General features: G+C 50.2%; 11 protein-coding genes. 2 read left to right on the top strand and 9 right to left on the bottom strand.

Annotated elements, in window-relative coordinates; all coding sequences use genetic code 11:
- Positions 1 to 256 precede the first annotated feature (256 nt).
- The 6 genes from ACIKP9_RS10105 to ACIKP9_RS10080 all read right to left on the bottom strand — a co-directional run bounded on the left by ACIKP9_RS10105 (position 257) and on the right by ACIKP9_RS10080 (position 9,447).
- Positions 257 to 2,707, bottom strand: a complete 2,451-nt coding sequence (locus ACIKP9_RS10105; protein WP_400882187.1) for a TonB-dependent siderophore receptor — start codon at positions 2,705 to 2,707, stop codon at positions 257 to 259.
- Positions 2,708 to 2,796: 89 nt separating this feature from the next.
- On the bottom strand, positions 2,797 to 3,771 hold the full coding sequence (locus ACIKP9_RS10100; RefSeq protein WP_400882184.1) for a FecR domain-containing protein: 975 nt from the start codon (positions 3,769 to 3,771) through the stop codon (positions 2,797 to 2,799).
- A 5-nt stretch (positions 3,772 to 3,776) separates the two neighbouring features.
- Entirely contained in the window at positions 3,777 to 4,262 is a 486-nt protein-coding gene (locus tag ACIKP9_RS10095; RefSeq protein ID WP_400882182.1) for a sigma-70 family RNA polymerase sigma factor, read from the bottom strand.
- A gap of 109 nt (positions 4,263 to 4,371) precedes the next feature.
- The gene (locus tag ACIKP9_RS10090; protein WP_400882179.1) at positions 4,372 to 7,233 is read right to left on the bottom strand and encodes a bifunctional diguanylate cyclase/phosphodiesterase; all 2,862 of its coding nucleotides are present in this window, start codon (positions 7,231 to 7,233) and stop codon (positions 4,372 to 4,374) included.
- A gap of 100 nt (positions 7,234 to 7,333) precedes the next feature.
- Entirely contained in the window at positions 7,334 to 8,728 is a 1,395-nt protein-coding gene (locus tag ACIKP9_RS10085) for an ATP-binding protein (RefSeq protein ID WP_400882176.1), read from the bottom strand.
- A complete protein-coding gene (locus tag ACIKP9_RS10080) occupies positions 8,725 to 9,447 on the bottom strand; it encodes a response regulator (protein WP_400882173.1) in 723 nt (240 codons plus the stop codon). The genes ACIKP9_RS10085 and ACIKP9_RS10080 overlap by 4 nt, the downstream gene beginning before the upstream one ends.
- 404 nt (positions 9,448 to 9,851) lie before the next feature.
- Here ACIKP9_RS10080 and ACIKP9_RS10075 point away from each other — a divergent pair, with 404 nt between their 5' ends.
- Positions 9,852 to 11,471 (top strand): EAL domain-containing protein, encoded by a 1,620-nt coding sequence (locus ACIKP9_RS10075; protein WP_400882170.1) that lies wholly within the window; start codon positions 9,852 to 9,854, stop codon positions 11,469 to 11,471.
- 260 nt (positions 11,472 to 11,731) lie between these two features.
- Positions 11,732 to 11,980 (top strand): hypothetical protein, encoded by a 249-nt coding sequence (locus tag ACIKP9_RS10070; protein WP_400882167.1) that lies wholly within the window; start codon positions 11,732 to 11,734, stop codon positions 11,978 to 11,980.
- Between the two features lie 161 nt (positions 11,981 to 12,141).
- Here the strand turns inward: ACIKP9_RS10070 and glmS are convergent, their stop codons facing one another.
- The 3 genes from glmS to ACIKP9_RS10055 form a co-directional block, all read right to left on the bottom strand.
- Positions 12,142 to 13,974: a glutamine--fructose-6-phosphate transaminase (isomerizing) gene (gene glmS, locus ACIKP9_RS10065; RefSeq protein WP_400882164.1), complete on the bottom strand. Its 1,833-nt coding sequence runs from the start codon at positions 13,972 to 13,974 to the stop codon at positions 12,142 to 12,144.
- Position 13,975: 1 nt separating this feature from the next.
- Positions 13,976 to 15,376: a bifunctional UDP-N-acetylglucosamine diphosphorylase/glucosamine-1-phosphate N-acetyltransferase GlmU gene (gene glmU, locus ACIKP9_RS10060; RefSeq protein ID WP_400882161.1), complete on the bottom strand. Its 1,401-nt coding sequence runs from the start codon at positions 15,374 to 15,376 to the stop codon at positions 13,976 to 13,978.
- Between the two features lie 70 nt (positions 15,377 to 15,446).
- The gene (locus ACIKP9_RS10055) at positions 15,447 to 15,872 is read right to left on the bottom strand and encodes a F0F1 ATP synthase subunit epsilon (protein WP_230348373.1); all 426 of its coding nucleotides are present in this window, start codon (positions 15,870 to 15,872) and stop codon (positions 15,447 to 15,449) included.
- Positions 15,873 to 15,898: the final 26 nt, after the last annotated feature.

Below are 15,898 nucleotides of genomic sequence, written 5' to 3'. Positions count from 1 at the left end.
TCAGATCAAACCTAGCAAACCTGCTGGCTTAGAAGATATGAAGTGAGAAACTACAGCTCACTTGCCTAAAATGAACTGAAACATGACGCTAAGGATTGTATTGCACTGATGAGTGAAACAAATTCCCGCTGTTGCAGGAAATTGGAAGGAAAATTCTGGGCGGGCAACAACTCCGACCCCAAGAGAATGAGGCACCAATAATGTGCACAAAATTTCACAGGAGCGACATATTACGTCGCTCCTGTGATGCATTCATTTAGAACTGATATTTCAAGGTCAACATGGCATTACGTGGAGTGCCGTAGAAACCCATATTGCCTGCAGTATTCGTGTAATACACCTTGTCAAATAGGTTATTCACATTCAATGCTACAGAGAAGTTTTCATCAACCTGATACCGCGCCATTAGATTAACCACAGCATAGCTACCCTGCGTGAATCGATATGCATTACCTGGGCCTGTATTATTGGTATAAATTTGACTCTGCCAGTTTGCTCCACCACCGACCGTTAGCTTGCTCCAAGCGCCTGGGAGAGTATAGGTCGTAAAAAGCTTGAACAGGTTTTGCGGTGTTACCGTTTGCACCTTGTCCCCATCCGCATTCTGAGAAATACGGAAGGTATAACCACCACTGACTTGCCAGCCTGGTGCCAACTCACCGTTGGCTTCCACCTCGACACCTTTGCTCACAGTACCTTGTTCGGCAACATAAGCTACACCTCCATTCGGGGCCAATAAACTACCATCTCGCACGGCAAGATTATCTTGCTCGACTCTGAATAAAGCCAAGCTGGTATTAAGGCGACCACCATAAAATGCATGCTTTATACCGACTTCATAGCTGTTGCCTTCCTCGGGATCGAGATAACGACCATTGCGATCCAATCGGCTTTGCGGATTGAAAATCTTGGTATAGCTCGCATACAAAGAGGCTGTATCAGTCACATCATACGTTGTGGCCACATAAGGAGTGAGCACACCGGTTTCAGAGCGGCTTGTCGCACTGGCAGCACCTGAATACGGCTCTGACCCCGTCGCTTGATGCCAATGGATGACTCTGGCTCCAGCAAGGATGGACCATTGATCTGTCGGCCGGAAACGTGCAGTCAGATAACCGCCAAACTGACGAGTGCGTTCAGAATAGCGTCCGATTGGCGACATGTTAGGCTGTGCCACGTTACCATCCCAATTACGATAGTCGGCCACTGAAATGTAATGCCAGAGAGTGTACGACGGATCATTCTCTTGCTCGATATGGGAATAGTTTAGGCCAACAACCAGTTCGTGCTGGCGCCCCCCCAGAGTGAATGGCCCGGTGGCATAAACATCCAGCGCATTTTGTTTGATTGGATCAGCTTTCCAACGGCCACCCCATAATGACACACCACTCCCAGTAGCCTTGTTCAGACTGCCTGAGCCACCAGAGCCAATGATACTGTCATAACTATGACGTATATGGTTAAACTGCACTTTTGCACGCCAGTCGTTATCGAAGGTATGTTCTAGCGAAGTAAAGAAAGCGAGCTTTTCATTTTCGCTGGAAGCCCAACTTGCACCAGGGTTCTTGGAGCGCTTCCAGTTAGTATGGCTACCATCACTATAAAACAACGGCAAACCGGCTTCGGGAGAATCATGGGTTTCATGATTCTGATATTCCACACCGGCAGTAAACAGGGTAGAAGGCGCTAAGTCTGCTTCGACAATACCGTAAAGCATTTCACGCTCAAGTCCATACCGGTCCAGATTTGATCCGCTTTCCTGCTTAACTGCCACAATGCGGCCACGCACACTACCATCAGCATTGAGCGGCGTGGAGATATCGACCATACCTCGATAATTGTCCCACGACCCCACCTGTCCGGTCACGGACGCCTGGAATTCCCTGGTTGGTTTCTTGCGGATGTAATTAATGCTTCCCCCCGGCGCACCGATACCTACCATCAACCCCGAAGAACCACGCAACACCTCCACTCTGTCATAGAAAGCCATGTCATTGGTCATTTGCTGGAAACCATTACCCAGTGGTAATCCATCCACCAAATAATTGTTGATATTGAATCCCCGCGATTGGAATGTGTTCCAGTTCGCGCCAACATAGCCGCTCTGTACAACACTAATACCGACTGTTTGCTCCAACACTTCCTGTAACTGGGTCAGGTTTTGATCATCCATGCGCTGGCGGGTAATCACACTCACCGATTGCGGTGTATGGCGGAGTGACAACGGCAATTTTGTAGAAGCGCCCGTAGCACTTGTGGTGTAAGAACCCGTATTTTCCGTTGTGGGATCCTTGCTGGCATGCACCCGCACCTCTTCCAGGGTGCTTTCCGTACGGCCAGTGGTGGGCTTGGCAGCCTTGCGCAGCACATAGCCTCCGTTTTCCTGTGCAATCGCCTCTAAGCCAGTGCCAGCTAACAATTGCTCCAGGCCTTCGCTCACCGATGCAGCCTTGTTCAAGCCATTGCTATGCAATCCAGCCACCAGCTCACCACTGTAAGAGAGCATGATTTGTGCGTGTTGGCCAAATTGCGCCAGCGCATCTTTAAGCGGTCCTGCAGAAATCTGGTAGTGCTTAACCGCCACCTCTGCCATGGCAGAGCCAATAAAGATGGGCGTGGTAAACACTAATAGTGTGGAAAATGCCTGGGCCAGGATCAACTGACCCAGCCTTAACCGTGGCGGTGATGTGTAGTGCTTGTGCTGCATTGATTTTCCCTTGATATGCGAATGAAAATAGGTTCCCCTATTTCCAATGCCACGCAAGAATCAAAAACAGCTCAATAATGTATTGGAATTTACACCGAAGCTGGCATCAGGCGCACCCAGTAACGGGTCAACATGCGGATTTCCAGCTTTAGGCTTTGTTGCAGCATATCAATGACCTTGTCGGTGTCCTCCAAGGGATACGTCCCGCTCACTTTCAGGTGCTTGATACTATCATCGCAACTCAGGCTACCCTTGCGGTAGCGGCTAAGCTCGGCCAGGAACTCAGCCAAGGGCATGTCATCTGCAACCAGCATGCGTTGCAGCCAGGCTGTATCGTATGGAAGGATAGGCTCAACTGGTGTCAGCATATGCCGCGTAAAAGATAACTGCTCTCCTGCCTGCAGCCTTACTTTGGTGGATATCTCGTTGGGCGCAACCTCGACAGCCCCCTCCAGCACGCCGATCTTGATCGGGCTATCCTTGTCATTGGTCAACTGTCGCACAACAAATTGGGTTCCCAAGGCCCGCATACTGCCTTGATCGCTCGCCACCAAAAATGGCCGCCTATTGGCAGGCTCGTGGGCAGTGACGATATGAATCTCGCCGCGTAGCAACATCACAATACGCTGTTGTGCGGTATACGCGACATTAATCGCGCTGGATGAGTTGAGTTGCACGACGGTGCCATCTTCCAGCACCACCCGCTGCTGTTCACCCACACCGGTGCTGTAATCAGCATTGAGTTGCCACCATGGCATCTTGTCTTGCACGACCCATGCAGTGCCACCAGCAAACAGCAGCATGGAGAGGGTCTTGATGGCACGCCTGCGCTGCAAGGAGCCTTTGGGTGCTAGCGTGGCATGAGCGAGGGATGATGACAAGCCTCCCAATCGCTCTCCCAGCTTTTCAATATGCTGCCAGGCCTGCTCATGTTCAGGATGTGCGTCGCGCCAGGCTTGCCATTGTACCTGGGTCTGCGGGCTGGGCTGGCCAGATTGCAGCTCCACCAACCACTCGGCAGCCTCACGACTCACTTTCGGGGAGATTTCCTTGCTCGTATTCATCCCCATTACCTCACACCTCCAAAACAACATTGTTGTATCGCTTGCACAATGTAGCGCTTGACTGTCGATATCGACACGCCCAACTCCAGGGCAATCTCCGCCTGACTCAAGCCATCCAACTGGGAAAGCAGGAAAGCCTTGCGTACGTTATATGACAACCCCTCTAGCAGACCATCAATTTCAACCAAGGTTTCCAACATCATGGCTTTGACCTCGGGCGAGGGCATGACGGCTTCCGGCAATTGCATCAGGGCATCAAGATAAGCCTGCTCCAGTTTCTTACGGCGATAAAAATTAGATACCAGGCCAGAAGCCACGGTAGTGAGAAACGCACGGGGTTCATGCAGCTTATCGACATCACCACTGAGTAAAACACGCATGAAGGTATCATGCGCCAGGTCCGCCGCATCGAACTGGTTGCCCATTTTCTTGCGCAACCATTGACTAAGCCAGCTATGGTGATTGGTGTAAAGAGCCTTGAAAGCGTTCAAGATGAGGAGGGTGGCAGCTGCACACGATGCAATAAATGAGAATAAATCTCATTATATAGCAGTGGCTTCTGCGTGCAAAGCCCATTCCGGTAACCTCGGCAGCAAAATGCTACTGCATCAGGTTTTGTCCATCTGCCAAGATAAGTTCCAGATGGCGCAGGCGCATAGGCTTGCCGAAGAAGTAACCTTGCGCAATCGTGCACCCCTGAATCTTGAGCAAATTAGCCTGCTGCTTACTCTCCACACCCTCTGCCACCAGCTCCAGCCTCAAGGCATGGGCAATGCGGATAATGGCGGTAATCAGCTCCAGCTTATCTTGCTTGGCAGCGATATCGCGCACGAAAGAGCGATCAATCTTCACCTGGCTGATAGGGAACTGGCCAAGATAACTCATGGCAGAATAGCCAGTGCAGAAGTCATCAATCGAAATAGTGATGCCCATTTCCTTGAATGCGCTGAGGGTATTGATGATCTCCTGGCTGTCTTCCAGTAACAAGCTCTCGGTGATTTCCAGTTTCAGCCACTCAGGCTTGCAACCGGTTTCTGCCAAAATCTGCTTCACCGAGGCCAGCAGATCGTTATAAAGGAACTGGCGTGAAGACAGATTGACCGCCATGCTTAACGGACTCTGTTCCCCGCGATTGTTATTCAGGCTAACCAATGCATTACAGGCCTCACGCAATACCCATTCGCCAATTTCCACAATCAGGCCACTTTCCTCCGCAACCTTGATAAATCGATCTGGCATTACCACGCCCAATTGCGGGTTACGCCAACGCAACAAGGCCTCGGCACCAACAATGCTTCCTGACATGAGGTCAACCTGGGGCTGGTAGAACAATTCAAACTCTGCGTTCTTGAGCGCCTGTCGAATAGAGGCACCCAACATAATGTATTCTGATGCCTTGGAGCCCAACTCACGAGAATAGAACTGGTAGTTATTGCGACCATAGTTCTTGGCATGATACATCGCCACATCGGCACTCTTGAACAGAGTGGCACGATCTTCACCATCGTCGGGATAAATAGCAATTCCTATACTGGTAGATATGAAAAGCTCTTTCTTGTGAATATGAAAGGGCTTAGCAATCTCATCATTGATTTTCCTCGCAATGGTCGCTAGGTCATCAGGATTGCGCAACTCAGGCAACAGGATCGCAAACTCATCACCACTCAAGCGCGCAATCGTATCGTAACTGCGCACCGAGGCATTGAGCCGCTGCGCCACGGCAACCAGCAGCTCATCACCGGCCTGGTGCCCCAAAGTATCATTGACTTCCTTGAAGCGATCCAGGTCAAGCATCATGAGCCCAAAGCGCTGCTCATGCCAGCTTGCATCCGCCAATACCTGGTTAACACGGTCGGAGAATAAAGTACGGTTCGGCAGGCCAGTCAATGCATCATAGTAGGCGAGATAATGAATCCGTTCCCGGTATTCCATCAGCTCAGTAATATCGCGCTCTACCGCCAGCACACCCACAACCTGACCATTGTCCCCAAACTCGGGCACAATTCGCACATGAATAAACCATGCGTTACCATTCTCGGCCTTGCCGTGTAATTCCAGGAAATCTGGCGTTGCACTGCTGATTACCCCCTTGATCTTCTCCTCATATTTTACATATGCCTCACCACCGGGGTATTCTGATGGCGATGTCCCAATCAGCTTCTCGGTGTCGATACCAATCCGTTTCAATTTAGGCGTATTAGCATATAGACGGCGTGCATTCAGGTCATAACGGATAATGGTATCGGGGGTATTATTGATCAGCGATTGCAGTTCGCGCTCGCGTTGCAACAGCTTATCCTCATTCTGCTTGATGTCAGTCACATCCCGGAAGAACCCTACTGTACCAACGACGTTGCCATCAACCTCCATGGGCGACTTGTAAGCCTCTATCCAGGCCTTTTCACCATTCAGCTTGGTAATAGGTACCACAGCCAGATAAGGCTGACCACTTTGCAGAACTTGCTTATCCCCCTCAACATAGGCCTTAGCATCCTCCACAGGGAAAAAGTCAAAATCCGTTTTCCCCTCCAATGCCTCTTTAGACGCCACACCGGCAAACTCCGCATATGCGCTATTTGCGGCAAGTAATTTGCTATCCAGATCCTTGAGCCAGACCACAAATGGGAAATTCTCAATCAATGCACTCTGATATTTCTCCCGCTTTCTCAACTCGCGCTCTACACGCCGCATGTGTGAAATATCGCGCGTAATCGTCAGTACACCTGTGATCTCACCTTTGACATTGCGTTCGGGTACAGCATGCAGGGATTGGCAAACATACTGCTCTCCCTGGGTCCAATCCAATTCAATTTCCTGCGCCGTTCCCGCTCGTATCACCTCGCGTAGCTTAGCCTCGTACTCCGCGGGCGGCATAGTTGGCCTGCCCCAAACCTCGGTAGGCTTTTTCCCCAATGCACTAGCAGCAGAAATACCAAATACCCGCTCATAGTCATCACTGAGAAAAATACGGCGACAATCTTGGTCATAACGAATAAAAATATCGGGAGAATTCTTGACCAGCTGGCGATATTGCAACTCTTGCTCACGCAACTTTTCCAGCATGTCCAGATGTGCGCTAAGATTGCGCATCAACAACACACAATATTGATGCCCTGACTCAACAAAATAATTTGCCTGAATCGCGACAGGGATGTTAGCAGCGACACTTGTGCGGATATGGGTTTCGCGGGTGATGATCTGTTGCTGCTGCAATAGTTGCCAGTAAGCTTCCCACTGAGCAACATCTAGACTGGTCAGTATCTCGCTGACAGACATCTGTAGCAAGTCATCTTCACTGTAGCCCAACTCTTCGCAACTGGCTAAATTTACTAGGCAAATCCTGCCATCAGCATCACAGATGAGCACAGCTTCCTGAATGCGATTAATGACGAAACTCAGCATTTTCAGCTGCATGGTGCCGTCCAAGTTCAAGCCCCGGTCAGAGATTTTCGTACTGCTCATGCTTTTCACCGCAACCTAATTATTGTCGTCCCAACGAGCAAAACATCATGCCACCATGAAGTCATCTGCCCATTCATTCCCTGTTTTGTTCTGCAACGGTTTAGAGTGATTGCCTTGGCAAGTCAATCAGGACTTCAAGCCCCCCTGAGGCCATATTGCACAGATGTATCTGTCCATCATGCGCCTCCACAATAGTTTTGGCAATGCTCAAACCCAGACCAGAGCCCCCAGTAGCGGCATTACGGGAGGTTTCCACCCGATAGAATGGTTCAAACACTTGACCGAGTAAGTCCTCAGGAATACCTGGGCCTCTGTCACGTATGGCGATACGTAAGTGGGTTGGCGCATCCATCACTTCAATATGCGCAGACTTCCCGTAGCGAATGGCGTTTTCCAATACGTTCTGCAAGCAGCGTTTCAGGCTCACGGCATAGCCATCTATCGGGGCCGCCTCACCCGACAATGAGACTTCAGCACCCGTTTCCTGTGCATCCACCTGCAAGCTCTGCAACATGGCATTGATATTAATGAGGTGGCGGTTCTCATGCACCTCAACACCACGCATGAAATCCACCGTGGAGGAAATCAGGGTCTCCATATCCTCAAGATCACGGCGAAATTTCTCACGCAACATTGGTTTATCGATCTGCTCGGTGCGCAAACGCATCCGAGTAATAGGGGAGCGCAGGTCATGAGAAATCGCCGCCAAAAAGCGGGTCTTTTCCGTCACAGTATCAATCAGCCTCTGTTGCATTAAATTGAATGCCTTAGCAGAGCGGCGTACCTCTGTTGGCCCATCGGCATCCAGGGGCGGGCTGTAAATATTACGTCCTAACCGCTCTGCGGCTTCTGCTAGCCGATTTAATGGCCGCATAATCTGCCTCACTGCAAATAAGGCAATCCCGACAATCACGATGATGCGGATGAAATAAATGCGGAACAGGTAATCGAATAAATCCATGAGTGGCGCCATGCTCATGCCCGCCTGTCCCTCATAGGCATCCAGCTTAAGCCATTGCCCACTATCCAATTGCACATAGAGGATAAAATGGGCGGAAGGATAGTGAGATTCAAATAAATCCAGCCACCCGGCTTCCCTGCCATGGTCATCATGCAAGTCAATATCTCCCATCCGGATGGGCAACAACCGGCCAAACTCTTGCTCGAACACATGCTTGAATAACAGCTCCACGGCACGGTCACGGGTATTCAAAGTTTTCAGGCGGGGAGGGGCATCTACCGGGGATAATCGGTACATATTGTTGCTGAGCTTGTTAATGAGCAAGCGCTCATCATCTACTTTGCTGATCTCTATCAGGCTGATGCTATCGGAAAGTTTGGCGGCTAGTACCCGTGTAGGGATTTCCAATGCCTTGCCGTAATTCATGTCATACCAGATAAAGCCTGTCAGCACTTGCGCTGTCATGGTGCCAGCAACCAACACAATGACCAAGCGGCCAAATAGCGAAGCAGGCCACAGCCATTTCCAGATCATTTTTCTTGCTTGACCTGGCTAGCCAGCATGTAACCCGCGTTCCGGACGGTACGAATAATCGCTGGGTTACGTGAATCAACCTCCAGGTGATGGCGCAAGCGACTGATACAGACATCTATGGATCGATCCATGGCATGGCTTTCCTTGCCATAGACATGTTCAATCAGGAAGTCGCGGCTAAGGGGGCGATTGGGGTGCTCAAGCAAGGCACGCAGAACCATATAATCCGAGCTTCCCAGAGAAACCACCACTCCCTCTGGTGAAAACATCTGGCGAGCGTGGGTATCAAGGCGCCACCCCTCGAAACTGATATAGGCAAACTCGTCTGCAGTTTTGGCCTGATTGGAGCGGGTACGCCGCAGAATCACCTTGATCCTGGCCAGCAACTCCCGCGGGTCGAACGGCTTGGGCAGATAATCATCTGCTCCCACCTCCAAGCCAATAATACGGTCAACCAATGTACCCTTGGCGGTCAGCATGATAATGGGTATATCTCCTTGAGCACGCACCTCACGGCATAGGCTCAGACCACTCTCTTCCGGCAACATCAGGTCCAGCACAATCAGGTTCACTTGCTCCTTGTTGACCATCCTCCACATTTCACGCCCATTGGCTGCTTCAGATACCCTGAAACCTGCATCTCGAAGATAGTCCGTCAACAGTTCCCGGATTTCGTGATCATCATCAACAACGAGAATATGTTCTTGTGTAGTGTTCATTGCGCTGGTGGTAGAGAAAATCAATTGGCAATTATTATAAGACAGGAGTTGCTACAACCACATCACTCATGCAAGCAAGTCAGTTTTAACAAACTTGGTCAAACTCATGCATAACCCCTATGTATGCAAGATTTACTGAGTGAAAAAGCAAATAAAAGTAAAAAAACAACCCAATAACCCCAACCCTAGTCACTACCCCATTTGCCGCACCAGGCAACACTACTGCCATTGAAACTGGTTTACCAAAAGTACGATTTCATGACATTTGTAAGAAAAACTCCGTCTTTACTAAAACATATCATCAAGCCTATGATGCGACACAATATCTGCAGTTCTCGAATACCCATGTAGATGGAAGCTAATACTAATTAGAACCCCTCACGTTTGTAGGAGAAATAGCAACCATGCTACATTCGATTCAGCCCTTGTCCCAAGGGCTCAAAATTCCATCGCCATTACTCGGTATGCTTTTCTGGATCATGGCTTCTATTGCCATGTTTGTTTGTCAACGGCTAGTTGAACATGCCGCCGTTTCCGTCGATAAATTCAGCCGGCAAATCACCACATCCCATGCTGCCATTGGCGTAGGCTCGATTATCTGGACACTGGATGTCGCAGGATTTTTCATTTATGAGCCAGGCATCGTTTCCAAAAACCTGGAATTAATTCCAGCGCTGATCGCCTTAATCATCATCACCCTGGGTTGCCGGGTCACCATCCCCACACTGGCAGCAAGCACACGTAATAGCACTGTCATACTCGCCAGCACCGTATTAGTGATCGCACTCCTGACAGCACATTGCGTGATTGTAAATTGGCAGACACCCAGCATGGTCTACCAAGACGGCTGGAACATCGCTGGTGCGATTTTCTTCATCCTGGCACTCACGCTTTATATGTCTTTCTCACACCAGCGCGTCAAGTTGCGCAATCTCAAAACTCCTGTCGCCTGGAACAACTGGCAAGACTGGGTGTTGGGAGGAGGCGTCATCCTGTGCATACACTGGTTATTGGTCAATGGCGTCACCTCGCCACCTGACTCACTGAGCAATACAGAGCCACCTGCAAACACGCTTTTATTGTTGCTGTTAATCATCGGCTCATCGCTGGCCATTGGGACAGAATTACTTTTTAACCTGCGTTCAGATCGGCAACGACAGCAGTTCTTTCATCAAGGCTTATCACTGCTCCGAGCTTCGCATGTCTCCATCTCTCCTGCACAAGACCATAACCTGGCAATGCTGGCAGATCATTTCAATGAGCTAGTAAACCCCGATAAACTCGTGCTGCATTTTCAACCCATCGTCAATTTACGCTCCCATAGCATTCACCTGGAAGCATTGCTTAGATTGGAGCATGAGCGATTGGGGCGTATCAACCCTGAGCAGTTTTTTCTGGCCTGCGAGTTGCATAAGAGAACGGTAGAGGTCGATAAACTCATCATCCTCAATGCACTGCAATGCCTAAAGCATTGGCGAGAGCAAGACATGCTGCCCTGTATCAGCGTCAATATCGCCCCTATCACCCTATTATCCAAAGAGTTCATTCCATGGTTAATCAGCGCCCTGGACAAACTTTCTCTGCCAACTCACCAGTTATGCCTGGAGATTACAGAACATGCCATCATTGCCTATGAAAAAGAGATTGTCGATGTCATGTCCCACTTGAATAACATAGGTGTACGTGTCGTCATGGATGACTTCGGCGTTGGCTACTCATCCCTCAGCGTACTCGCTGACTTGCCCATTGCAGGCATCAAGTGTGATCGACTATTTCTACGCAATATTCAGCATGAGCCAAGAAGGCAATTATTACTGCGGAAGGTTGCCGTCATGTGCGCAGAATTATCTATCCCGGTCACCATCGAAGGAGTAGAAACGGAAGAAGAGCTGTCTATTGTGCAGCAATGTGGCATAGACAGTATTCAGGGTTATTTTTTCGCACGCCCCATGCCTGCTGAAGAGATACCAGCATGGGTGTCCAACAGCTTGCCATTATTGCCCTCGCTGGCAACCTCTTCTTAAGCGCTCGCCATCAGCAAGACTGGGCAGGGCATTGCCTACCATGTTAAGAAAAGGACTTCAGAACCTACCTGGCTTATATGTGCCAGTGCTTTTGCTAATTTAGTAAACCACCATAACTACAGATATTGCAAAGAGAGTTGTGGACAGCTAGCGCGAGCAGTAGACTTGCGCTAGCTAGAGCGCCTGACTTTGGGTGCGCTAAACATGAACCTTTGATGATGCTGCCGCAAAATCGATAGTGAACTTGATGGAGATAGATAATGGACGGCAGTTGGGCTGAGTTTTTTCCATACTTTGCTGGAGCTTTTAAGCTGATTGTATTAGGTATTGGAGCCTATTTTGCTATTAAGTGGCATTTTGATGAAGAGAGGAGGGTGAGGGAAGCAAAAGGCGTGGTATTTGATAAACCAAGCTTCATGAAAAAGTTGGCAATGATGCTAACCCTCTCAGTGCTTTTTGTTCTTCTAGCCCTTCTAGTGATTTATGCTACTAACCGGTTTCTCTACTGACGGGCTTTATTGATACGATGATACAAAACGCCATTGAGTTTACGCTCAATGACGTTTTCGTTTATGGGTACGCGTTATATGTGCTAAGTACCCAATCCTCTAGATACTCAACCTGACGAACTTTATTTGCTCTCTACTCAGGTCAGGCTCCTGCCTGCGCATTATTCCACGGTGACGGACTTGGCGAGGTTACGTGGTTTATCCACATCCGTCCCCTTGAGCAGGGCAGCATGATACGCCAGCAGCTGTACCGGGATAGTATGCAAGATGGGCGAGAGCACACCGACATGGCGTGGCGTACGGATCACGTGCACGCCTTCACTCTCCGTAAAGTTGCTGTCGGCATCAGCGAATACAAATAGCTCACCACCACGCGCCCTGACTTCCTGCATATTGGACTTCACCTTTTCCAGCAAGGCATCGTTAGGGGCAATCACGACCACTGGCATATTCTTGTCCACCAATGCCAGCGGGCCATGCTTGAGCTCTCCCGCAGGGTAAGCCTCAGCGTGAATATAGGAAATTTCCTTGAGTTTGAGCGCTCCCTCTAGGGCAATGGGATAGTGCATGCCGCGCCCGAGGAAGAGGGCATGGAATTTGTTGCTGAACGCCTTAGCCCATTCGCGGATTTGCGGTTCCAAATTGAGTGCGTATTGCACGCTGCCAGGCAAGTGGCGCAAATTATCGATATACGCCTGCTCTTGCTCAGCATCCAGCAATCCACGTTGCTTGGCGAATGTCGCCGCCAGTGTGAACAAAGCCACCAATTGGGTGGTGAAAGCTTTAGTGGAAGCTACGCCGATCTCAGCACCTGCACGTGTATACAGCACCAGCCTGGATGCACGCGGAATAGCACTCTCCTGCACATTGCAAATCGCCAGCGTCAGGTGCTGACCCAGCGATTTGGCATGTTTGAGGGCTTCCATGGTGTCCAGGGTTTCACCGGACTGCGAAATGGTGATAATCAACTGCTTGGGGTTAGCTACGGATTTGCGATAACGGTATTCACTGGCGATCTCTACCGAAGTCGGCAACCCGGCAATGCTCTCCAGCCAGTATTTAGCCGTTAAACCTGCGTAATAGCTGGTACCAGCCGCCAGAATGAGGATGCTATCCACTTCCTTGAACACCGATTCGGCATCGGCACCAAACAAGGCTGGACTAAACGAATTGTCATCAATGATGGCTTCCAGTGTGTCGGTCAAGGCTCGCGGCTGCTCGTGAATTTCCTTTTGCATGAAGTGGGAGTAGGGCCCTAGCTCCAGCGAAGCCAGCGAAAGATCGCTGCGGTGTACGGTACGTTCCGCAAGCTGGTCGGCAGCGTCAAATATATCCACCTTGTCCTTGGTGATGTCAGCAACGTCACCGTCTTCAAGATAGATCACGTTGCGGGTCACGGACAACACAGCGGAAACGTCCGAGGCAATGAAGTTCTCACTCTCGCCAAGGCCAATCAACAGTGGGCAACCCTGGCGTGCACAGATCATCTGTCCAGGGTAATGAATCGACACCACGCTAATCGCAAATGCGCCCGTCAGCTCCTTCACCACATGCTTCACCGCATCCAGCAGGGCCAAGCCCTGAGCGAGGTAATGATGAATCAAGTGTGCGATGACTTCGGTATCAGTTTGTGACTCAAACTCATACCCCATGGCTTGCAAACGCTGACGCTGCTCATCATGGTTTTCGATGATGCCATTGTGTACCACGGCAATTTCGCCGCGAGAGATGTGTGGATGCGCGTTGGATTCGGTCACACCGCCATGCGTCGCCCAGCGCGTATGCCCTATGCCGACCATGCCGGTGAGATTTTCTGCTTGAGCTTTGCCCTGCATTTCCGCTACGCGGCCCACAGCTCGCACACGGCAAATACTGTCTGTGCTCAACACTGCTACACCGGCAGAATCATAGCCTCGATATTCCAAACGACTTAAGCCCTCTATCAGGACCGGAACGATATTACGTGCACCAACTGCACCTACAATGCCACACATCTTATTTCTTCACTTTCTCGGGGCGTTTCCAGTTTTCAATCGTAAATTGGCGCACACGCGACATGGTCAAGGTGTCTGCCGGGGCATCCTGCGTAATGGTCGAACCAGCTGCAATCGTTGCGCCCGCTTTGACGGTAACCGGAGCGATTAATTGGGTATCAGAACCAATAAATGCGCGATCCTCGATGATGGTACGCGATTTGTTCACGCCATCATAATTGCAGGTGATCGTACCAGCACCAATATTGACTTGCTTACCAACCGTAGCATCACCAACATAGCTAAGGTGATTGATCTTGCTACCGCTATCCACCTGGGCATTTTTTAACTCAACGAAATTACCCACGTGGGCATGATCGGCCAAGGTAGTGCCTGGACGTAAACGTGCATAGGGCCCGATACGACAGTCTTCAGCGAGGCTTGCGTCGTCAATGTGCGTATAAGCGGATAACGTAGTACCCGCACCAATCGTGGCATTGCGAATGACGCAATAAGGCCCGATGCGCACATTATCTGCCAAGGTCACCTCACCCTCAAACACGCATCCCACATCAATTTCAACATCGCGGCCAACTACCAGTGATCCACGAATATCAATACGGGCAGGATCTGCCAGTGTCACCCCTTGCTCGAGCAAGCTGGCAGCATAACGCTGCTGATAAACACGTTCCAGGGTCGCCAAGTCTTGCTTGGAATTAACCCCTGCGACTTGCCATTCATCATCACCTTGCGTAGCAGCCACTGGCTGTCCATCCGCTACCGCCATCGCAACGATATCCGTCAGATAATATTCTTGCTGGGCATTACGGTTATCCAGACGCGACAACCATTTCTCCAACCATGCATTTTCCGCAGCCATGATGCCAGTATTCACTTCCTGGATAGCGCGCTGTGCTTCTGTTGCATCCTTATGTTCAACAATCGCTTTCACAGCGGCCTGATCGCGCACAATGCGCCCATACCCGGCGGGATTGGGCTTATTGACCGTCAATAACGCCAATGCTGCCTGCTCACACAGCAATCGCTCACAGCTTTCCAACGCCAGTAACGGAACATCCCCTAACAGAATCAGCGTTCTTGCATCCGACTCAAGATAGGGCAGGGCTTGCTGCATGGCATGCCCGGTGCCTAATTGTTCAGTCTGCTTTACCCAAGTGATGTCATCAGCTGGCAAAGCTTGTGGTACAGCTTCACCGCCAAAGCCATAGATCACAATGATCTTGCTTGGCTGTAGCTTGCGAGCAGTATCCAGTACGTGCTGCAAGATAGGCTTGCCTGCTAAAGCATGCAGTACCTTGGGCTTGCTGGAGTGCATGCGGGTACCTTTACCCGCAGCGAGAATCACGATATTGAGCTTGGAAGAGGGTGTGGAAAGAGACAAGTGGCTATCCGGTTCAAGCATTGAAAATTAACTGGAAGTATAAATAAAAAAGGCAGCCATTTGGCTGCCTTTCCTAGCAAAACTTGCAGGTTTAGTGCGTTGTCTTGCGTAATTGCTCAATTGTTTGCAATTGTGCCAGCGCTTCGGACAATTCAGCCTGCGCACGCGCATAATCCACACCCGATGCATTGTTCTTCAATGCTTCTTCTGCAGCACGCTTGGCTTCAATCGCCTTGGCTTCATCTAGATCATGACCGCGAATCGCAGTATCTGCCAGCACGGTGATCAGGCCTGGCTGCACTTCCAGCAAACCGCCGGAAATGTAAATAGCCTGTTCTTCACCACTATTGGCAACCTTGACGCGCAGCACGCCTGGCTTGATGGTGGTAATCAGCGGTGCATGGTTAGGATAAATACCTACCTCACCCAGTTTCGCAGGCGCTGCGACAAACTCTGCCTCGCCCGAGAAAATGGATTCTTCTGCGCTAACCACGTCCAGGTGTATTGTTGATGCCATATCGTCCTATCCTTACCTGTGACAAG

Origin of the sequence: Methylobacillus methanolivorans (genome assembly GCF_044751345.1) — a bacterium.
GTDB classification, from domain to species: domain Bacteria; phylum Pseudomonadota; class Gammaproteobacteria; order Burkholderiales; family Methylophilaceae; genus Methylobacillus; species Methylobacillus methanolivorans.
This window is presented reverse-complemented; position numbering and strand designations above follow the sequence as displayed.

Excerpts from the sequence above, each read along its gene's own strand:
- ACIKP9_RS10105 (WP_400882187.1), bottom strand. The coding sequence starts at position 2,707 with ATGCAGCACAAGCACTACACATCACCGCCACGGTTAAGGCTGGGTCAG.
- ACIKP9_RS10100 (WP_400882184.1), bottom strand. The coding sequence starts at position 3,771 with ATGAATACGAGCAAGGAAATCTCCCCGAAAGTGAGTCGTGAGGCTGCC.
- ACIKP9_RS10090 (WP_400882179.1), bottom strand. The coding sequence starts at position 7,233 with ATGAGCAGTACGAAAATCTCTGACCGGGGCTTGAACTTGGACGGCACC.
- ACIKP9_RS10085 (WP_400882176.1), bottom strand. The coding sequence starts at position 8,728 with ATGATCTGGAAATGGCTGTGGCCTGCTTCGCTATTTGGCCGCTTGGTC.
- ACIKP9_RS10080 (WP_400882173.1), bottom strand. The coding sequence starts at position 9,447 with ATGAACACTACACAAGAACATATTCTCGTTGTTGATGATGATCACGAA.
- ACIKP9_RS10075 (WP_400882170.1), top strand. The coding sequence starts at position 9,852 with ATGCTACATTCGATTCAGCCCTTGTCCCAAGGGCTCAAAATTCCATCG.
- ACIKP9_RS10070 (WP_400882167.1), top strand. The coding sequence starts at position 11,732 with ATGGACGGCAGTTGGGCTGAGTTTTTTCCATACTTTGCTGGAGCTTTT.
- glmS (WP_400882164.1), bottom strand. The coding sequence starts at position 13,974 with ATGTGTGGCATTGTAGGTGCAGTTGGTGCACGTAATATCGTTCCGGTC.
- glmU (WP_400882161.1), bottom strand. The coding sequence starts at position 15,376 with ATGCTTGAACCGGATAGCCACTTGTCTCTTTCCACACCCTCTTCCAAG.
- ACIKP9_RS10055 (WP_230348373.1), bottom strand. The coding sequence starts at position 15,872 with ATGGCATCAACAATACACCTGGACGTGGTTAGCGCAGAAGAATCCATT.